This is a genomic window from Oceanobacillus luteolus (assembly GCF_023715655.1).
In the GTDB taxonomy this organism is placed as follows: domain Bacteria; phylum Bacillota; class Bacilli; order Bacillales; family Amphibacillaceae; genus Oceanobacillus; species Oceanobacillus luteolus.
The window spans coordinates 1-16,720 of the sequence record NZ_JAMBON010000008.1 but is presented as its reverse complement, the minus strand read 5'-3'; the positions used below and the strand labels follow the sequence as shown (position 1 = coordinate 16,720).

At 40.1% G+C, this 16,720-nt stretch carries 17 protein-coding genes; 16 read left to right on the top strand and 1 reads right to left on the bottom strand.

The window, feature by feature from the left end; translation table 11 throughout:
* Positions 1-86: 86 nt before the first annotated feature.
* From M3210_RS07230 to rsmA, 3 genes are all read left to right on the top strand, one after another.
* Complete coding sequence (locus M3210_RS07230) at positions 87-1,313, top strand: resuscitation-promoting factor (RefSeq protein WP_251512820.1); 1,227 nt, start codon at positions 87-89, stop codon at positions 1,311-1,313.
* Positions 1,314-1,498: 185 nt separating this feature from the next.
* Positions 1,499-2,068: a ribonuclease M5 gene (gene rnmV, locus M3210_RS07225; RefSeq protein WP_251512818.1), complete on the top strand. Its 570-nt coding sequence runs from the start codon at positions 1,499-1,501 to the stop codon at positions 2,066-2,068.
* Positions 2,058-2,936, top strand: coding sequence for a 16S rRNA (adenine(1518)-N(6)/adenine(1519)-N(6))-dimethyltransferase RsmA (gene rsmA, locus M3210_RS07220; protein ID WP_251512816.1), 879 nt, complete (start codon positions 2,058-2,060; stop codon positions 2,934-2,936). Before rnmV ends, rsmA begins: the two co-directional genes overlap by 11 nt.
* Before the next feature lie 54 nt (positions 2,937-2,990).
* On the opposite strand, the gene M3210_RS07215 is transcribed toward rsmA, so the two are convergent.
* Positions 2,991-3,503, bottom strand: coding sequence for a DUF3231 family protein (locus M3210_RS07215; protein WP_251512814.1), 513 nt, complete (start codon positions 3,501-3,503; stop codon positions 2,991-2,993).
* A 222-nt stretch (positions 3,504-3,725) separates the two neighbouring features.
* Here M3210_RS07215 and yabG point away from each other — a divergent pair, with 222 nt between their 5' ends.
* The 13 genes from yabG (at position 3,726) to spoVT (ending at position 16,406) form a co-directional block, all read left to right on the top strand.
* The gene (yabG, locus tag M3210_RS07210) at positions 3,726-4,631 is read left to right on the top strand and encodes a sporulation peptidase YabG (RefSeq protein ID WP_251512812.1); all 906 of its coding nucleotides are present in this window, start codon (positions 3,726-3,728) and stop codon (positions 4,629-4,631) included.
* Between the two features lie 250 nt (positions 4,632-4,881).
* Entirely contained in the window at positions 4,882-5,124 is a 243-nt protein-coding gene (gene veg, locus M3210_RS07205; RefSeq protein WP_251512810.1) for a biofilm formation stimulator Veg, read from the top strand.
* Between the two features lie 229 nt (positions 5,125-5,353).
* A complete protein-coding gene (locus M3210_RS07200) occupies positions 5,354-5,533 on the top strand; it encodes a small, acid-soluble spore protein, alpha/beta type (protein WP_251512808.1) in 180 nt (59 codons plus the stop codon).
* Positions 5,534-5,652: 119 nt separating this feature from the next.
* Positions 5,653-6,507, top strand: a complete 855-nt coding sequence (ispE, locus tag M3210_RS07195) for a 4-(cytidine 5'-diphospho)-2-C-methyl-D-erythritol kinase (RefSeq protein WP_251512806.1) — start codon at positions 5,653-5,655, stop codon at positions 6,505-6,507.
* A 66-nt stretch (positions 6,508-6,573) separates the two neighbouring features.
* A complete protein-coding gene (purR, locus tag M3210_RS07190; protein ID WP_251512804.1) occupies positions 6,574-7,383 on the top strand; it encodes a pur operon repressor in 810 nt (269 codons plus the stop codon).
* A gap of 144 nt (positions 7,384-7,527) precedes the next feature.
* Positions 7,528-7,818: a septation regulator SpoVG gene (gene spoVG, locus M3210_RS07185; RefSeq protein ID WP_251512802.1), complete on the top strand. Its 291-nt coding sequence runs from the start codon at positions 7,528-7,530 to the stop codon at positions 7,816-7,818.
* 171 nt (positions 7,819-7,989) lie between these two features.
* Positions 7,990-9,375, top strand: a complete 1,386-nt coding sequence (glmU, locus tag M3210_RS07180) for a bifunctional UDP-N-acetylglucosamine diphosphorylase/glucosamine-1-phosphate N-acetyltransferase GlmU (protein ID WP_251512800.1) — start codon at positions 7,990-7,992, stop codon at positions 9,373-9,375.
* Positions 9,376-9,390: 15 nt separating this feature from the next.
* Positions 9,391-10,344, top strand: a complete 954-nt coding sequence (locus M3210_RS07175) for a ribose-phosphate diphosphokinase (RefSeq protein ID WP_251512797.1) — start codon at positions 9,391-9,393, stop codon at positions 10,342-10,344.
* Positions 10,345-10,516: 172 nt separating this feature from the next.
* Positions 10,517-11,137 carry a 50S ribosomal protein L25/general stress protein Ctc gene (locus M3210_RS07170; protein ID WP_251512795.1) on the top strand — a complete coding sequence of 207 codons (621 nt, stop codon included), beginning with the start codon at positions 10,517-10,519 and terminating at the stop codon, positions 11,135-11,137.
* A gap of 171 nt (positions 11,138-11,308) precedes the next feature.
* A complete protein-coding gene (pth, locus tag M3210_RS07165) occupies positions 11,309-11,872 on the top strand; it encodes an aminoacyl-tRNA hydrolase (RefSeq protein ID WP_251512792.1) in 564 nt (187 codons plus the stop codon).
* A 70-nt stretch (positions 11,873-11,942) separates the two neighbouring features.
* The gene (gene fin / locus M3210_RS07160; protein ID WP_251512790.1) at positions 11,943-12,173 is read left to right on the top strand and encodes an anti-sigma-F factor Fin; all 231 of its coding nucleotides are present in this window, start codon (positions 11,943-11,945) and stop codon (positions 12,171-12,173) included.
* Positions 12,174-12,242: 69 nt separating this feature from the next.
* Positions 12,243-15,767 carry a transcription-repair coupling factor gene (gene mfd, locus M3210_RS07155; RefSeq protein ID WP_251512788.1) on the top strand — a complete coding sequence of 1,175 codons (3,525 nt, stop codon included), beginning with the start codon at positions 12,243-12,245 and terminating at the stop codon, positions 15,765-15,767.
* Between the two features lie 102 nt (positions 15,768-15,869).
* The gene (gene spoVT / locus M3210_RS07150) at positions 15,870-16,406 is read left to right on the top strand and encodes a stage V sporulation protein T (RefSeq protein ID WP_251512785.1); all 537 of its coding nucleotides are present in this window, start codon (positions 15,870-15,872) and stop codon (positions 16,404-16,406) included.
* The last annotated feature ends 314 nt before the right edge of the window (positions 16,407-16,720 follow it).

Below are 16,720 nucleotides of genomic sequence, written 5' to 3'. Positions count from 1 at the left end.
AGAAATGTAACTTGATTGTAAACGGAATGGCTTTGACTTCACATACAATCAATTACTATAATCGATTCGAACAAGGAGGCAGGAGCATGAAATTAATTCATAAGCTAATGCTAGGATCCAGAACGAAAATGGTTCTTTCTGGATTTGGTGTCTTAGCTCTCGTATTATTTACGAGTTTGATAGTAGTCGAAGCTTCTAAAGCAGAAGTTACTATCATAGACAACGGAGAAGAACAAATCGTAAATACCCACAAGAAGACGGTGGGAGAACTATTTTCAGAAATGGGAATTGCAGTTGGTGCCTATGATGAGTTATCTCATGATCAAGAAACACCAATTGAAGATGGAATGACAATCGATTATAAGACAGCAAAGCAGGTTACCGTTGACATCGATGGAAACCCTGAAACTTACTATACAACAGAAGAAACAGTACAGAGTTTCTTCGAGGAGAATGATTTATCTTTTTCTGAGCATGACGAAATTTCCCATTCCACTGCCGAAGCGTTATTTGATGGCTTGGAGATTATTGTAAAGCAGGCGTTCAACGTTGCAGTAAATGATGGTGGGAAAGAGCTTGAGGTATATACAACTGGTGGAACCGTGGATGAGCTCCTGCAAGCTAATGGCATTGAGTTGAATGGAGAAGATCGAATCAAACCAGCATTAGATAAAGCAGTAACAAAGGATACAGAGGTTAATATTGTCCGTGTTACATCTGAAATGAAAGAAATCTCCGAAGATATTGAATTTAAGACAGAAAAACAAGAAGATGATACCCTTCTGAAAGGGAAAGAACAAGTGATCACTCAGGGAGAGAATGGTGAAGTGGTCAGAAGGTATAAAATCACAAAGGAAAATGGTGAAGAAGTCTCCCGTGAGCTGATTGAGGAAGAAATCATAAAGGAAAGTAAAAACCGTGTTGTTGCAGTTGGTACGAAGGAACCTATGCAGCAAACAGCATCGACAAACTCTGGTGGAAAGCTTGTTACATTATCAAGCAAATCCTCAGAATCTAGTGGTGGTAAGTCGATGACTGTTACAGCAAGTGCTTTCACCGCCGATTGTAATGGGTGTTCTGGAGTAACATCAACGGGAATTGATTTGAAATCAAACCCAAATCAAAAAGTGATTGCAGTAGATTCCACTGTCATTCCACTTGGGACTAGAGTGTGGGTGGAAGGCTATGGTGAAGCGGTAGCTGGAGACACTGGCGGAGCAATACGTGGTAATCGCATTGATGTACATGTTCCAAATAAAGATGCAGCGAATGATTGGGGAGTCCGTACAGTAACGATTAAAATTCTTGACTAATAGAATACTTAGGCAATATGCTCTTCTCGTGTTAAAATCAGGGGAAGAGCTTTTATTTTTGTGCAGTGCGGGAAAATATTATTACTACTCTTTAAAGCTGTTCGTGGAATAGCCGCAGGTGCTGAGCATATGTCGCGAATTTAGCCTGCGAGGGTGCTTACGCTTTTGTGGTAGGAGGAAAGAACTTGAAGATTAAAGAAATCATCGTCGTTGAAGGAAAAGACGACACGGCAAAAATTAATCAGGCGATTGAAGCAGATACAATTGAAACAAATGGATCTGCAATCAATAAGGAAATTATCAATCGGATACGTCATGCTAAAGAAAAGCGGGGAGTAATTATTTTTACAGACCCTGATTATCCTGGTGAACGTATCCGGCATATCGTAGATCAAGCGGTTCCTGGTTGCAAACATGCTTTCCTTACCCAAAATGAGGCTAGAGCAAAGAATCCCCATAACAATAGCTTAGGTATCGAACATGCTAGTCCAGAAGGGATTCGTCAAGCTCTCAGTCAGGTATATGAACTGACGGAACAGCAACAAGGTGATATTACAAAAAGTGACTTGATCAAATATCGTTTAATTGGTGTGAATGAGGCTCATGAACGAAGACGTAGGCTTGGTGAATATTTACAAATCGGACATACTAATGGTAAACAACTACTGAAACGACTGAATCAGTTTCAGATAACGAAAGAAGAGTTTGAAGCGGCGGTGCAAGCCATCCAACAGGAGGATGAAGATGTCAACTAAATTTATCGCAACCCCATCCAGGACGAAAGAAATCTTAAAAAAATATAGTTTTGCATTTAAAAAGAGTCTTGGGCAAAATTTTATTATTGATCCAAATATTTTAGAGAATATATTAAAGCATGCAGGTGTAGATAAGTCTGCTGGTGTCATTGAAATTGGACCAGGAATAGGTGCTTTGACTGAACAATTGGCTATCCATGCAGATAAGGTTGTTGCTTTCGAAATAGACCAGCGCTTGCTCCCGATATTACAGGATACGTTGAAGAATTATTCCAATATTGAAGTACTCCATCAAGATATATTAAAAGCTGATGTGCACCAAGTGATCAAAGAACAATTTGAAGAAAATCAGCCGATTCATATCGTGGCTAATTTGCCTTACTACATTACTACCCCAATCTTGATGAAACTGCTTCGCGATCGGTTGCCGCTGGAGAGTATTACGGTTATGATCCAAAAAGAAGTAGCTGAACGTATGGCTGCTAAACCGAATACAAAAAGTTATGGTTCATTAACCATTGCCATTCAATACTATACGAATGCCAAAGTTGTGATGAATGTGCCTAAGACGGTATTTAATCCGCAGCCGAACGTTGAATCCAGCATACTTAAACTTGAATTACGGGATGAACCGGCTGTTCTTGTGAAAGATGAGGATTTCTTTTTTGGTGTGATGAAAGCGAGTTTCGCACAGAGAAGGAAGACGTTAAGAAATAATTTAGCAAATCATTTGCAAGAGATGGATAAGGAAACATTGCAAAAAGTGTTGGACCGTGTGGAGATTGACGGTGGTCGCAGAGGCGAATCTCTAACGATCGAGGAGTTTGCAAGGTTAGCGGACGGGCTATATGAGGAAATAAATGGATAAACGAAAAACGGCAGTACGCTTTTAGCGTACTGCCGTTTTTCGATTTAACATATGTTAATGATCTTCTAACCGATAATTATGAAGTGGTGGTGGTACAATCCAACCTTTCTCCTTCATCATACGTAAGAGTTTACCGCCAAAGGATGCTTTTTGCATGTGGAATTGACCGAACATCATAGCAATATCTTCACGAATAGATTCTCCCATGATGGTGCTGCACGCCACTAAACCAGCTGAATTCTGTGCTCCGAGCATTGTTGCCATTTCCTGATCTGCAAATCTTGCTCCAACAGGAATATCCTCTGCGTGGGCGTGTGGCCTTTCTGGAGGCGTTGGAGGCAGTCCTACGCCGTTTACCTTTAAAAGAGCTTCAATCTGCTTAATTTCCTCCTGGCTGCAACGAATGGCTTCCTCTAACATCTTCTTAAGATCTTCATCTCCTGCGTGATTATATTGCGTTTGATTGGCGGCGACTGTACCTTTAGCTGTCATTAAATACGACCATATTCCAAATACCTCACCATAATGCAGCGGTTGTTCTTTTGGATTCCCACTAAATATCCCCATATTAAACCTCCTAAGTATATTCATGCCAACAAGCACTAGCCATAGTGTGTTCCGTTCAATTATTTTCATACATTACGGAGTCACCGCTTTTAAAAAGACTGGGAAATTGGTTCAGAACCAACCGATATGGTGAGGCAGGTTAGATATATTTTGGGTATAAGCACAAATTCAATCCTTTTGACATAGCCTATAGAAGTAATCCTGGGCGATTGAGGTGTGTAGATGGATATAAAAATTGGAGATATCGTTACAAGGAAGTCATATAACCATGATATTGTATTTCGAGTCTCAAATGTAGATAAACAGATTGTACAGCTCCTTGGAGTCGAATTACGTCTTGAAGCGGATGCTCCGCTCGATGATTTAACCATTGCAGTTCGAACAGACTTGGAAAAAATACAAAAGAAGTCAAAGGAAAAAGAAGAGTTTTCATATCGGTTGTTCCGTCAAGATTATCAGTTGATGCGAGAGAAAAAGACGCACCAGATCAGTGGTGGATACAAACGGAATTTATCTTATTTTCAACTGCCTGCGAAGGTGTTGCATTTAGATGGTGACCTAATATATTTAAGAAAATGTATCAGCCTATATCAGCGCATAGGCTTACATGTCCATGGAGTGCATTTGTCGGAAAAAGAAATGCCACAGGCCGTTGGTCCGCTTATTGAAAGAATCCAACCTGATATCATTGTCATTACAGGTCATGACTCCTATTCTAAAAACAAAGGGGAAAAGAAAGATTTACGTGCTTATCGTAATTCCAAATACTTTGTGGAAACGGTCCGAGAAGCAAGAAGGGTCAATCCACATCTAGATCAATTAGTCATTTTTGCTGGTGCTTGTCAATCTCATTTTGAGTCAATGATTCGAGCTGGGGCTAACTTTGCCAGCTCTCCTTATCGGATTAATATCCACGCTCTAGATCCAGTTTATATTGCTGCAAAAATAGCTTATACACCGTTTATGGAGAGTGTTAATGTCTCCGATGCCGTCCGGAATACACTAACAGGTGAGAAGGGCATGGGAGGAATTGAGACCCGCGGTCTTTTGCGGACAGGACTACCGTTCATTGAAGAGGCAGAAAAGCATACAGATCAACCTGATGATGAAAATATCAAGGAATTTTGACGATTTAGGGACTGGGTAAGCCTTGTCCCGTTACATAGTATTTATATATTTAGTCCATACTATAGTATGAAAGTAGGATACAGAATAAATATTGTCAAATCATACATAAAAAGTTAACAACTAGAAATAATACGTGTAATAGCCAAAATATTATTGTTGACAGGTAAATTGGTATGCTGTTATAATATTTAGTTTCATTTGACTACCGAACAAGCCTGTGTTATAATAAATTACAGTGAGGTGGAGTCTATTGGCGAAAACATTGAACGAAATTAAGCAAGGTCTTGATTGCCGAATTGGAAGGCGTTTGAAATTGAAAGCAAACGGCGGCAGAAAGAAAACAATTGTTAGATCCGGTGTTTTGGCGGAAACTTATCCTTCTGTGTTCATCGTTGAGCTCGATCAAGACGAAAATGCATTCGAACGTGTTTCTTATAGCTATGCAGACGTACTTACAGAGACTGTTGAACTTAAATTTTTAGATCAGAAATAGAGAAATATACATGAAGGCAGTAGAATACCTACTGCTTTATTTTTTGGTGTTTCTATTTGTTATTCACATAAATATCGTGCCTAGATATAAAACTTATCGGTTAAAACAGGCGCTTTCGCTTTTGTGCTAAACTTTCCCTTTGTTCCCGTAAGCTTCCGGGAGTTGCTGATGCACAATCGGTTAAACTAAGGGTGTCGTAAATGCCATAACAAAAAGGAGCTGTTTTTTCATGGGAAGGCGTAGAGGAGTTATGTCAGACCAGTTGAAAGAAGAAATTGCCAAAGAGTTAGGATTTTACGACACGGTGAAACAAGAAGGCTGGGGCGGGATTAAGGCCAGAGACGCCGGTAATATGGTGAAGCGAGCCATTCAAATGGCGGAGGAAAGTATCGGAAAAGACAAACCATAGGTGGTTTGTCTTTTTTTCTTTATAGATATACTAGCTATTGGGTGATTACCATAGAAGTCGCCACTATTTATCGATTATGGTACAATTTGTTTAACTTTTTATTGAAGCAGGTGAAGATCATGACAATCATAGAGAAAGCACCAGCAAAAATAAACCTATCCCTTGATGTATTGCGTAAACGGGAAACGGATGAATATCATGATGTGGAAATGGTTATGACAACAATTGATTTAGCAGATCGCCTGGAATTCACCTCTCTTGATGACGATCGGATAGAAATCTCATTAGAAAGCCGTTACGTACCAAACGATGAACGGAATTTGGCATATAAAGCAGCGAAAGTATTTAAAGATAAATTTGGTATTAAAAAAGGCGTTCACATTAAAATTGATAAACACATTCCAGTCTCTGCAGGTTTAGGGGGAGGAAGTACGAATGCTGCGGCTGTCGTGCGTGGTCTTAACCGCTTATGGAATCTAGACTTGGAGCTTTCTGAGCTTGCTCCTGTTGCAGCGAAATGTGGTTCAGATGCCACTTTTAGTCTTTACGGGGAGACGGCAATTGCTAAAGGATACGGAGAGATCATTGAAAAATTACCTTCTCCACCACCGTGTTGGGTCGTTCTGGCAAAACCAAATATTGGTGTTTCCACTCGAACGATCTTTCAGCATGTGAATGTGGATGAATTGGTCCATCCGGATAACGACGCCCTTATTGAAGCGCTTTATAAGAGGGATTTCTCAGGGATATGCAAGCATATCGAAAACTCTTTAGAATCGATTACGATGGGATTGCATCCAGAAGTGAAACGAATCAAAGATTCTATGAAGAATTTAGGGGCTCCTGGTGTACTGATGAGTGGAACAGGCCCTACAGTTTATGGTTTAGTCCAGCAACATCAGAAAGCAAAGCGGATTTATAATGGGATGCGGGGATTTTGTGATGAAGTTTATTTAGTCCGTCTTTTAGGATAATTATTGCCTAAATACGTATGAAAATGGTATATTTAGATAAAAATATACGGGTTTTGAGGTGTAGAAATGAAAAGAAGTAACCGTTTGATCGTGTTAACCCAATATTTTCTAGAAAATCCCCATACACATACCCAATTACCTTATTTTGTGGATTTATGTAATACAACCAAATCTTCCATCAGTGAAGATCTAGATATTATACATGATGTATTTGAACAGCAAGGTATAGGATATCTCCATCGGACGACAGGAGCTAGTGGGGGAGTACGATTCATTCCTAAAAACACAGAGGGAAAAAATGAGAAATTCATTCAAGGCCTTTGTGAAATATTGAAGGATCCTGATCGTATTTTACCGGGTGGATATTTATATATGAGTGATTTGCTAGGCGACCCGAAGACAGTCCGGGAAATTGGCCGTATCTTTGCTTCCAGTTTTGCTTCTCTAGAGATTGATGCCGTTGTCACCGTAGCGACGAAAGGAATTCCCCTTGCTTATGCAGTAGCTTCATTTTTGAATGTCCCCGTCGTCATTGCCAGAAGAGATCCGCAAGTGACTGAAGGTTCTTCAGTAAGTATTAATTATGTTTCAGGTTCCTCCAGAAAGATTCAAACGATGGTGCTTGCAAAACGCAGCCTTAAAGAAGGGTCTAAGGTTTGTATCATCGATGATTTCATGAAAGCAGGCGGAACGATAACTGGTATTATGAATTTGCTTGCTGAGTTTGATGCAGAGGTAAAAGCGATTGGTGTATTTGCGGAAGCCGACGATGAAGAAGAAGAAAGAAAGGTTACCAACTATACATCGCTTATTAAAATTTCACATGTTGATCCTGAAGAAAAGAAAATGGAGATCATTCCGGGGAATTATAGATAATAATTCCCCTAAAATAGTTGCCTTTTCCCTTTTTTGAAAGTTGTTTTAACCAAAAAGAAACTTTTTTAAAATAAAAGCAGGAATTTTAAGACTTTTGTTGAACTATAGAAATAGAGTTCAAATGGGAAAAGGTGGTGAAACATCGTGGAAGTTACTGACGTAAGATTGCGCCGCGTAAATACTGAGGGCAGAATGAGAGCGATCGCATCTATTACTTTGGACCAGGAATTTGTAGTCCATGATATCCGTGTAATTGATGGGAATAATGGGCTTTTTGTAGCGATGCCGTCCAAACGTACACCGGATGGAGAATTTAGAGATATTGCCCATCCAATCAATTCTAATACGAGAAATAAAATTCAGGACGCAGTACTTGAGGCGTACCGACAATCAGGAGAAAGTGAAGTCGAATTCGAAGAAGCAGGCGCTTCCTAAATCGGCCATAAATAAACAGGGGGGACTAATCTTACATAGGTTAGCCTCTTTTTTTGTCCTCCTTTCCTTTCCATAAAAAAACACCTGCATATTCCCGCAATCCCTTGAAATCCTTATACGTTTACGATATATTTTAAAGTGGACAATTAGAAGAATATTGGAGGTTTCTTTATGACGAAACGCTATGCTGTCATTCTTGCTGCAGGGCAAGGTACTCGGATGAAATCAAAGCTTTATAAAGTGCTGCACCCTGTAGTCGGAAAACCAATGGTTCAGCATGTTATAGATCATTTGAATGCCGTTAACTTAGATAAAACGATTACTGTTGTCGGCTTTGGTGCTGAGAAAGTAAAAGAAGAGATTGGAGCACAAACGGAATTTGTGATTCAAGAAGAACAATTGGGTACAGCCCATGCCGTTCTACAAGCGAAGGATTTACTGAAAGATGCCGAAGGGACAACTATTGTTGCTTGTGGGGATACACCACTCATTACAGGAGAAACCTTCCGTAAATTAGTTGAACACCATGAACAATCAGGAGCAAGTGCAACAATTCTAACAGCTGATACTCCTGACCCTGCTGGATACGGGAGGGTTATTCGGAATGCGGAACAGCAAGTAGAGCGGATTGTCGAACATAAAGATGCAAGCGAAGAAGAGCTACTCGTCAATGAAATAAATACAGGTACATATTGTTTTAATAATGCACATCTGTTTGAAGCACTTCAAAAAGTATCTAATGACAACGTCCAAGGTGAATATTATTTACCGGATGTCATTGAAATTATGAAAGATGATAACAAGCTTGTTACAGCTTACTTGACTTCTGACTTTGAAGAGACACTCGGGGTAAATGATCGGGTTGCGCTTTCAGAAGCAGAACGTATTATGAAGAAACGGATCAACGAAAAGCATATGCGTAATGGCGTTTCCATTCTTGATCCTGAACAGACATATATCGGTCCGGATGTCGTTATCGAACAAGATGTGACGATTCACCCGGGAACTACAATCCAAGGAAAAACAACAATTGAATCAGACGCTGTGGTTGGACCGAATAGTGAACTTATTAACGCGCATATCGGTCAAAATACTGTCGTCAAACAGAGTGTGGTACATGATAGTAAAATTGGAAGTGAAACGTCAGTTGGCCCATTTGCACATATCCGCCCAGATTCAATAGTAGGAAATCACACAAAAGTCGGCAACTTTGTTGAACTTAAAAAAGCTACCCTCGGTGATGAAAGTAAAGTTTCCCATTTAAGCTATATAGGTGACGCAGAAATAGGGAAAAATGTAAATGTAGGCTGTGGTACGATAACAGTTAATTATGATGGACAGAATAAACATTTAACCAAAATAGCAGACAATGCATTCGTAGGTTGCAACTCGAACTTGATTGCACCGGTTACCATCGGTGAAGGGGCATATGTTGCTGCAGGTTCTACCATTAATAAAGATGTGCCTGACAATGCATTATCCATCGCCAGAGCAAGACAGACGAATAAAGAGAATTATGCAGAGCGACTCAAGGGAAACAAAGGAAAAAAAGATTAACGGAGGGTTATTTTAATGGCATCGAAATATGAGGACGGATCGCTAAAGTTATTTACACTTAATTCAAATCCTAAATTGGCACAAGAAATCGCAGATCATATCGGGATCTCCTTAGGAAAATGTACTGTATCAAGGTTTAGTGACGGTGAGGTACAGATTAATATTGAAGAAAGTATACGTGGAAGTGAAGTATACGTGTTGCAATCCACTTCTGCACCGGTCAATGACCACGTAATGGAATTACTAATTATGATTGACGCTTTGAAGCGTGCATCCGCTAAATCAATCAATATTGTTATGCCTTATTACGGTTATGCAAGACAGGATAGAAAAGCACGTTCAAGAGAGCCGATCGCAGCGAAATTGGTTGCTGACTTGCTAGAAACAGCAGGAGCTACCAGGGTCATTACACTTGATCTACACGCGCCACAAATTCAAGGGTTCTTCAATGTACCAATCGATCACCTACAAGGGGTACCAATCCTCTCTGATTACTTCGAAGAGAAGAATCTCCAAGATGTTATTGTTGTATCTCCTGATCATGGTGGGGTAACACGTGCAAGAAAACTTGCCGATCGTTTAAAAACACCTATTGGTATCATTGATAAGCGAAGACCAAAACCAAATGTCGCAGAAATTATGAATATTATCGGGAATGTAGAAGGCAAGACTGCCATTCTAATTGATGATATCATCGATACTGGTGGTACGATTACGCTCGCAGCAGACGCTTTAATTGAAAATGGAGCTACAGAAGTGTATGCTTGTTGTACACACCCAGTATTATCAGGACCAGCTATTGAACGGATTTCAAAATCCCAAATCAAGGAGTTGGTTGTGACGAATAGTATTCCACTCCCAGAAGAAAAACGAGTGGATAAAATCAGTGTATTATCCGTTGCTCCATTGATTGGAGAGGCGATTGTCCGCGTTCATGAAGAACAATCCGTAAGTATATTGTTTGATTAAATTTCGGAGGTTTTGCAGTAAGGTATATATCTATGGTTGTTTTTCCATGATTACTAGATAGTACAAAACGTTTTTTTAGCTCGACTTAAGATACATGTGTAAGATTCAGCTACCAAAGGTTAGTAAGCATACGTTGGTGTGGTTAATAGTAAATTTTTGGAGGATGATGAAGATGGCAGTAAAACTTAAGGCAGTTAAGAGAGATGATTTAAGTAAATCAGTAACGAAACAACTTCGAAACGAGGGACAAGTCCCAGCAGTTGTTTACGGAAAGGATAAACAGCCGAAAACGGTGGCGGTTGATAGTGTTGAACTACTAAAAACTGTACGTGATGAAGGAAGAAACGCAATCATCACACTGGAAATCGAAAATGACACGAAGGCAGATGTTATGCTTCATGAATATCAAATGGATGCGATTAAAAATTCATTAATCCATGCAGATTTTTATGTGGTTGATATGAGTGAGGAAATGGAAGTTTCCGTACCTGTCCGTGTTGAAGGGGAAGCTGTAGGCGTTAAAGATGGTGGTGTGTTACAGCTTGCACAGTACGAATTGTTAATTAAAGTGAAGCCTGCTGATATTCCGGAGGAAATTGAAGTCGATGTGACAGAATTGGCAATCGGTGATGTGATCTCCGTTGCAGATCTGCCAAAATCCGATAAATTCGAATATGTCGATGAGCCGGATACTACAGTTGTTACAATTGTAGCGCCTTCTTCAGGAGAGCCTGCGGAAGTTGATGAAGATGCAGAGCCTGAACTTGTTGATGGTGAAAAAGAGAACGAATAATTACCAAGAGTTGCATATATACTAGAGAACAACCCTCCTATCAAGAACATATCAGATGTTGTGTTAGGAGGGCTTGTTTAGTCTTTTTTTATCCCGAAAACGTGACTCGATAGAATTTAGAAAATTCAGTTACGCGGAGAGCCGACAAAATAGTAAATGAGGAAGTATAACATGAAATTAATAGTTGGGTTAGGCAACCCGGGAAGAAAATATCATAAAACCAGACATAATATTGGGTTTTTGGTGATTGACGAACTGCTTGCACGTCATGATTTAAAATTGGATAAAAGTAAATTCAACGGAGATTATGCCATGGAAATGGTTCATGGGGAGAAGGTTATCTTTTTGCAACCGCAAACCTTCATGAATTTATCAGGAAATGCTGTTCGCCCGTTAATGGACTATTATGGTGTCGATTCGGAGGATCTTCTTGTAATTTATGATGATCTTGATTTGCCGACTGGGAAGATTAGACTTCGGGCTAAAGGTGGGCATGGAGGACATAATGGAATGCGCTCCCTCATTGAACATCTCGGTTCAAAAGAGTTTAAGCGGGTCAGATTTGGAGTTGGCAGACCGACAAATGCGATGCCTATCGTCGATTATGTGCTCGCTAATTTTGCGAAATCAGAGCAAGATGTAATCCAAGATAGTATTGGAAAAGCAGCTGATGCTTGTGAAGAATGGATAAAGGGCAAAAGTTTCCTTGAAGTGATGAATGATTACAACAGTTAAGTGAACGCTCACGTATAAACGATGCTGAATCGGATAAACTTTATTTATAGACTCTGAGGAGGCGATATACGTGGCGATTATCTATCAATGCAGACATTGTAAGGAAGAGATTGGCAGACTAGAGGAACAAGTACTGGATGCCGCCCTACTCGGTATTGATCAACTTACAGCAAAGGAAAAACAAGAAATGTTGAAGTATCAAGAAGACGGTAATATAAAAATTTTTGCGATTTGTGATGCATGTGAGGATACCCTGCAAGAACATCCGCATTATCATGAACTCGATTATTTTATACATTAGGATATACAGCTTTGGTGGTTGGACCAAAGCGTTTTTTGCATTTATTTTGAAATAGGTAGAGTGGTATACATGAGGGAAATACATCAATTTTTACAGGAAAAAGAGGATATCCAGACGATTCTGGACGGGATATCCAATGGCATGAAGGAGCAGCTTGTAGCGGGATTAGCTGGTCCTGCTAGAAGCATGCTCGTTTCTGCCATTAATGAATCAACTAAACGGCCGGTACTGTTAGTGACTCATCAACTATTGCAAGCTGAGCAGCTTTATGATGACATCACAGATTTAGTCGGGGAAGACCGGGTACACCTTTATCCGGTAAATGAGTTGATAGCATCTGAAATTGCTACAGCGAGTCCTGAGTTAAGAAGTCAGCGGATTGAGGCGCTTACTGCCTGGTCGAAAGGAAAGTCGGGCATTCTGATTGCCCCTATTGCTGCTTTAAAAAGGATACTTCCAAGTCCGAGTGACTGGTTGAAATATCAACTGAAGTTTAAAGAGGGAGAAGAAATCGATGTAGACGCCTATTTTTCCTTTTTAGTAGAAATGGGTTATGAGCGTACACAAATGGTCACGGCCCCTGGGGAATTCAGTCAAAGAGGCGGAATTATTGATATTTATCCACTTACAGAAGAGCACCCTGTTCGTATTGAGTTGTTTGATATAGAAATCGATTCTATTCGTTTCTTTGATGCGGATACACAGCGTTCATTAGAAAGAATTACGGAAATTAATATCGGCCCAGCGACAGAACTTCTCCTTACACAGGAAGATCTGCTGTCTGCAGCAGAGCGGATTGAAAAGGCGTTGGCAGAAACTTTGAAGAACAAAACATCAAAGTCAGGAAAAGAGGAACTTGTAGAAACGATTGAACATGATATTAGTCGTTTGAAAAATATGGAACGCTTTCAGGAAATGTATAAATATATCGGATTTTTCTATGAAAGTCCTAAGAGTTTACTAGATTACTTACCAGATGATGGTCTGATTGTTTTGGAAGAAATGGGCAGAATTCAGGAGACCGCAACAAACTTGGATACAGAAGAAGCTGAATGGTATAGCAGTCTCTTAGAGGCCAATCGCATGGTTAAAGACAGCCGTTTTTCTTTTGATTGGCAGATTGTTCTGGAGAAAATGAAACAACAGCGTATTTACATGTCTGTTTTTCTACGTCATATTCCGAATACCCAACCCGAAAATATCATTAATCTCTCATCACGGGCCATGCAAGAATTTCACGGTCAGATGCATTTATTCAAAAGCGAATTGCAGCGTTGGGAAAAATCAGCTTCATCGGTACTCATATTGGTGCCTAATGAACAGCGGAGAGAGAAAGTCCATGCCATTTTAGAGGATTATCAAATTGAGGCGGTAGTGGCTGAACAATTACAGCTCCCGGTTTCCAAGCCTACAATTGTTGTTGGGAACTTATCGAGCGGAGTTGAATTGCCGATGCATAAATTGGTCATCATCACCGAAAACGAGTTATTTAAAAAGCAGACGAAACGAAAACGTAAAACACAAAAAATTTCCAATGCTGAGCGGATTAAAAGCTATCAAGAGCTGAATATCGGCGATTACGTCGTTCATACGAACCATGGAGTCGGGAAATATTTAGGTATTGAAACATTAGAAATGAACGGCATGCATAATGATTATATGCTTATTAAATATTCTGGAGACGATAAGCTCTTTGTCCCTATTGATCAAATTGACCAAGTCCAGAAGTTTGTCGGTTCAGAAGGGAAAGAACCAAAGCTTTATAAACTTGGTGGAACAGAATGGACGAAGGTAAAACGCCGTGTGCAATCGAATGTAGAGGATATTGCGGATGAACTTATTAAGCTCTATGCCGAACGGGAAGCGAAGAAAGGTTATGCTTTTTCTCCAGATACGGAAATGCAGCGGGAGTTTGAAGCTTCCTTCCCTTATCAGGAAACAGAAGACCAACTCCGATGTATTGAAGAAATTAAAGCTGATATGGAGAAGGCTCGACCAATGGATCGCTTGCTTTGTGGGGATGTTGGATATGGAAAGACAGAAGTTGCTATCCGTGCAGCATTCAAAGCCATTATGGATGGAAAACAAGTGGCTTTCCTTGTGCCTACAACCATACTGGCTCAACAGCATTATGAGACGGTTCGAGAGCGATTCCAGGATTACCCGATCAACATTGGGTTACTGAGCCGCTTCCGAACAAGAAAACAGCAGACGGAGACATTAAAAGGACTTAAAAAAGGAACAGTTGATATTGTAGTCGGGACACATCGTTTGTTATCTAAAGATGTGGAGTATTTTGATTTAGGTTTACTTATCGTCGACGAAGAGCAACGATTTGGTGTAAAACATAAAGAGAAAATTAAACAGATAAAGATCAATGTCGATGTGCTTACACTGACGGCGACACCGATTCCGAGAACATTGCATATGTCCATGTTAGGTGTACGTGATTTATCGGTCATTGAGACGCCACCAGAAAATCGATTTCCGATCCAAACTTATGTCATGGAATATAATCCCATCTTGGTTCGGGAAGCCATTGAACGTGAAATGGCCAGAGGAGGACAAGTATTTTTCCTATATAACCGAGTTGAAAATATCGATAAAGTAGCTAGGGATGTCGGTATGCTCGTCGATGGTGTCCGAGTTGGGATTGCACATGGACAAATGAGCGAATCAGAATTGGAAAATGTAATTTTAAACTTCCTTGAAGGGGAATTTGATGTTTTGGTAAGTACGACGATTATTGAGACTGGAGTAGACATTCCCAATGTGAACACGTTGATTGTAAACGACGCGGATCGAATGGGATTAAGCCAGCTCTATCAATTGAGGGGCCGGGTCGGTCGTTCGAATCGGGTAGCTTATGCGTATTTCACTTACAAGAAGGACAAAATCCTTAGTGAAGTGGCGGAGAAGCGTTTACAGGCCATCAAAGAATTCACAGAGCTCGGTTCCGGTTTTAAAATTGCTATGCGAGACTTATCCATTCGTGGGGCAGGTAACTTGCTTGGTTCGCAGCAGCACGGATTCATTGATTCTGTTGGATATGACCTCTATTCGAAGATGTTGAAAGATGCAATCGATGCTCGAAAGCAGGGCAAGGAAATAGAAGATATCACACCGTTTGATCCGGAGATCTCATTAAAAATCGATGCCTATATCCCAGAAGATTATATCCCGGACGGCAAGCAGAAGATTGATATTTATAAACTGTTTCAAACGATCGAATCAGAAGCGGATATTTCCGAACTACAGGACGAACTCATTGACCGTTTCGGTGATTATCCAGAAGAAGTGGAACATCTATTTACGGTATCGAAACTGCGATTGCATGGCCGCAAAGAGAGGGTAGAATTTATCACCGAGAAGAAAAAGCAACTGGAAATGTTGTTGGAAGAAAATCGGAGTCAAATGGTAGACGGTGCCAAGCTCTTTGAATTGGCCAACAGTTTTGGTCGTAATGTCCAGCTTGGAACGGAGAATAACAGATTGAAGATTGTTATTACATGGACGAGAGAAACCGAACGGAAGCGCTATGAAGTGGCGGAAGAACTAATCAAAAAATTAGCGAATGTAAACCGTGATACCTAAATTTATTGATAATGTATAATTATCCCATGTTGCTTCATACTAACACCAACACTGGTGATATTTAGTAAATGTATTTTCTACTTGAAAGTGAGGCAGAATGGTATGAAAGCGACAGGAATTGTACGAAGGATTGATGATTTAGGCAGGGTTGTTATTCCTAAAGAAATCAGACGAACGTTACGTATCCGAGAAGGCGACCCTCTTGAAATATTCGTCGATCGGGATGGGGAAGTTATTCTAAAGAAATATTCGCCTATTAGTGAACTAGGACATTTCGCGCAGGAATATGCAGAGTCTCTATTTGATTCATTAAAAATACCAGTGTTGATATGTGATCGTGATGATGTAATTGCGGTTGCTGGTGAATCGAAAAAGGACTATTTAAATAAAATGATTGGTTCCGATGTAACAAAAGCTATTGAGGGTCGTAACCAAATACTTAAAACGGATAAAGGGACGTTTGAATTACTGGACGGTAAGGAAACAGAGCTTGAATCTTATTGTCTTAGCCCAATAGTAGCGAACGGCGATCCGATTGGCTGTGTATTATTATTCTCAACAGAAGGTCAAAAGTTAACAGATGTCGAAGCGAAGGTTTCAGAAACAGCATCCATATTTTTAGGAAAACAGATGGAATAACTTCATTGGGTCAATCAGGGCAGTCCTGGTTGACCTTTTTCTAGTTAAAAATGTCTGATGTAAAACAAAATAGTCACCATTAATGAGAACAAGACCGTTTAGATTGTCTGATGTTCCCATTACAAGGAAGCTCTTTGACGCGTTAGAGTAAAATGTTTGTGGGAGAACATATACCCTGTCTTTGGTTTTGAAGTCGCAAGACTTCAACACCAAAGACAGGGCAAGCAAGCGAAGCGCGGTAGTATAAAGGGCGTTTTACGTGAAAAAGAGGACCCAATTTTATATAGTTAGAGTCTACCAAAACAACAACTATA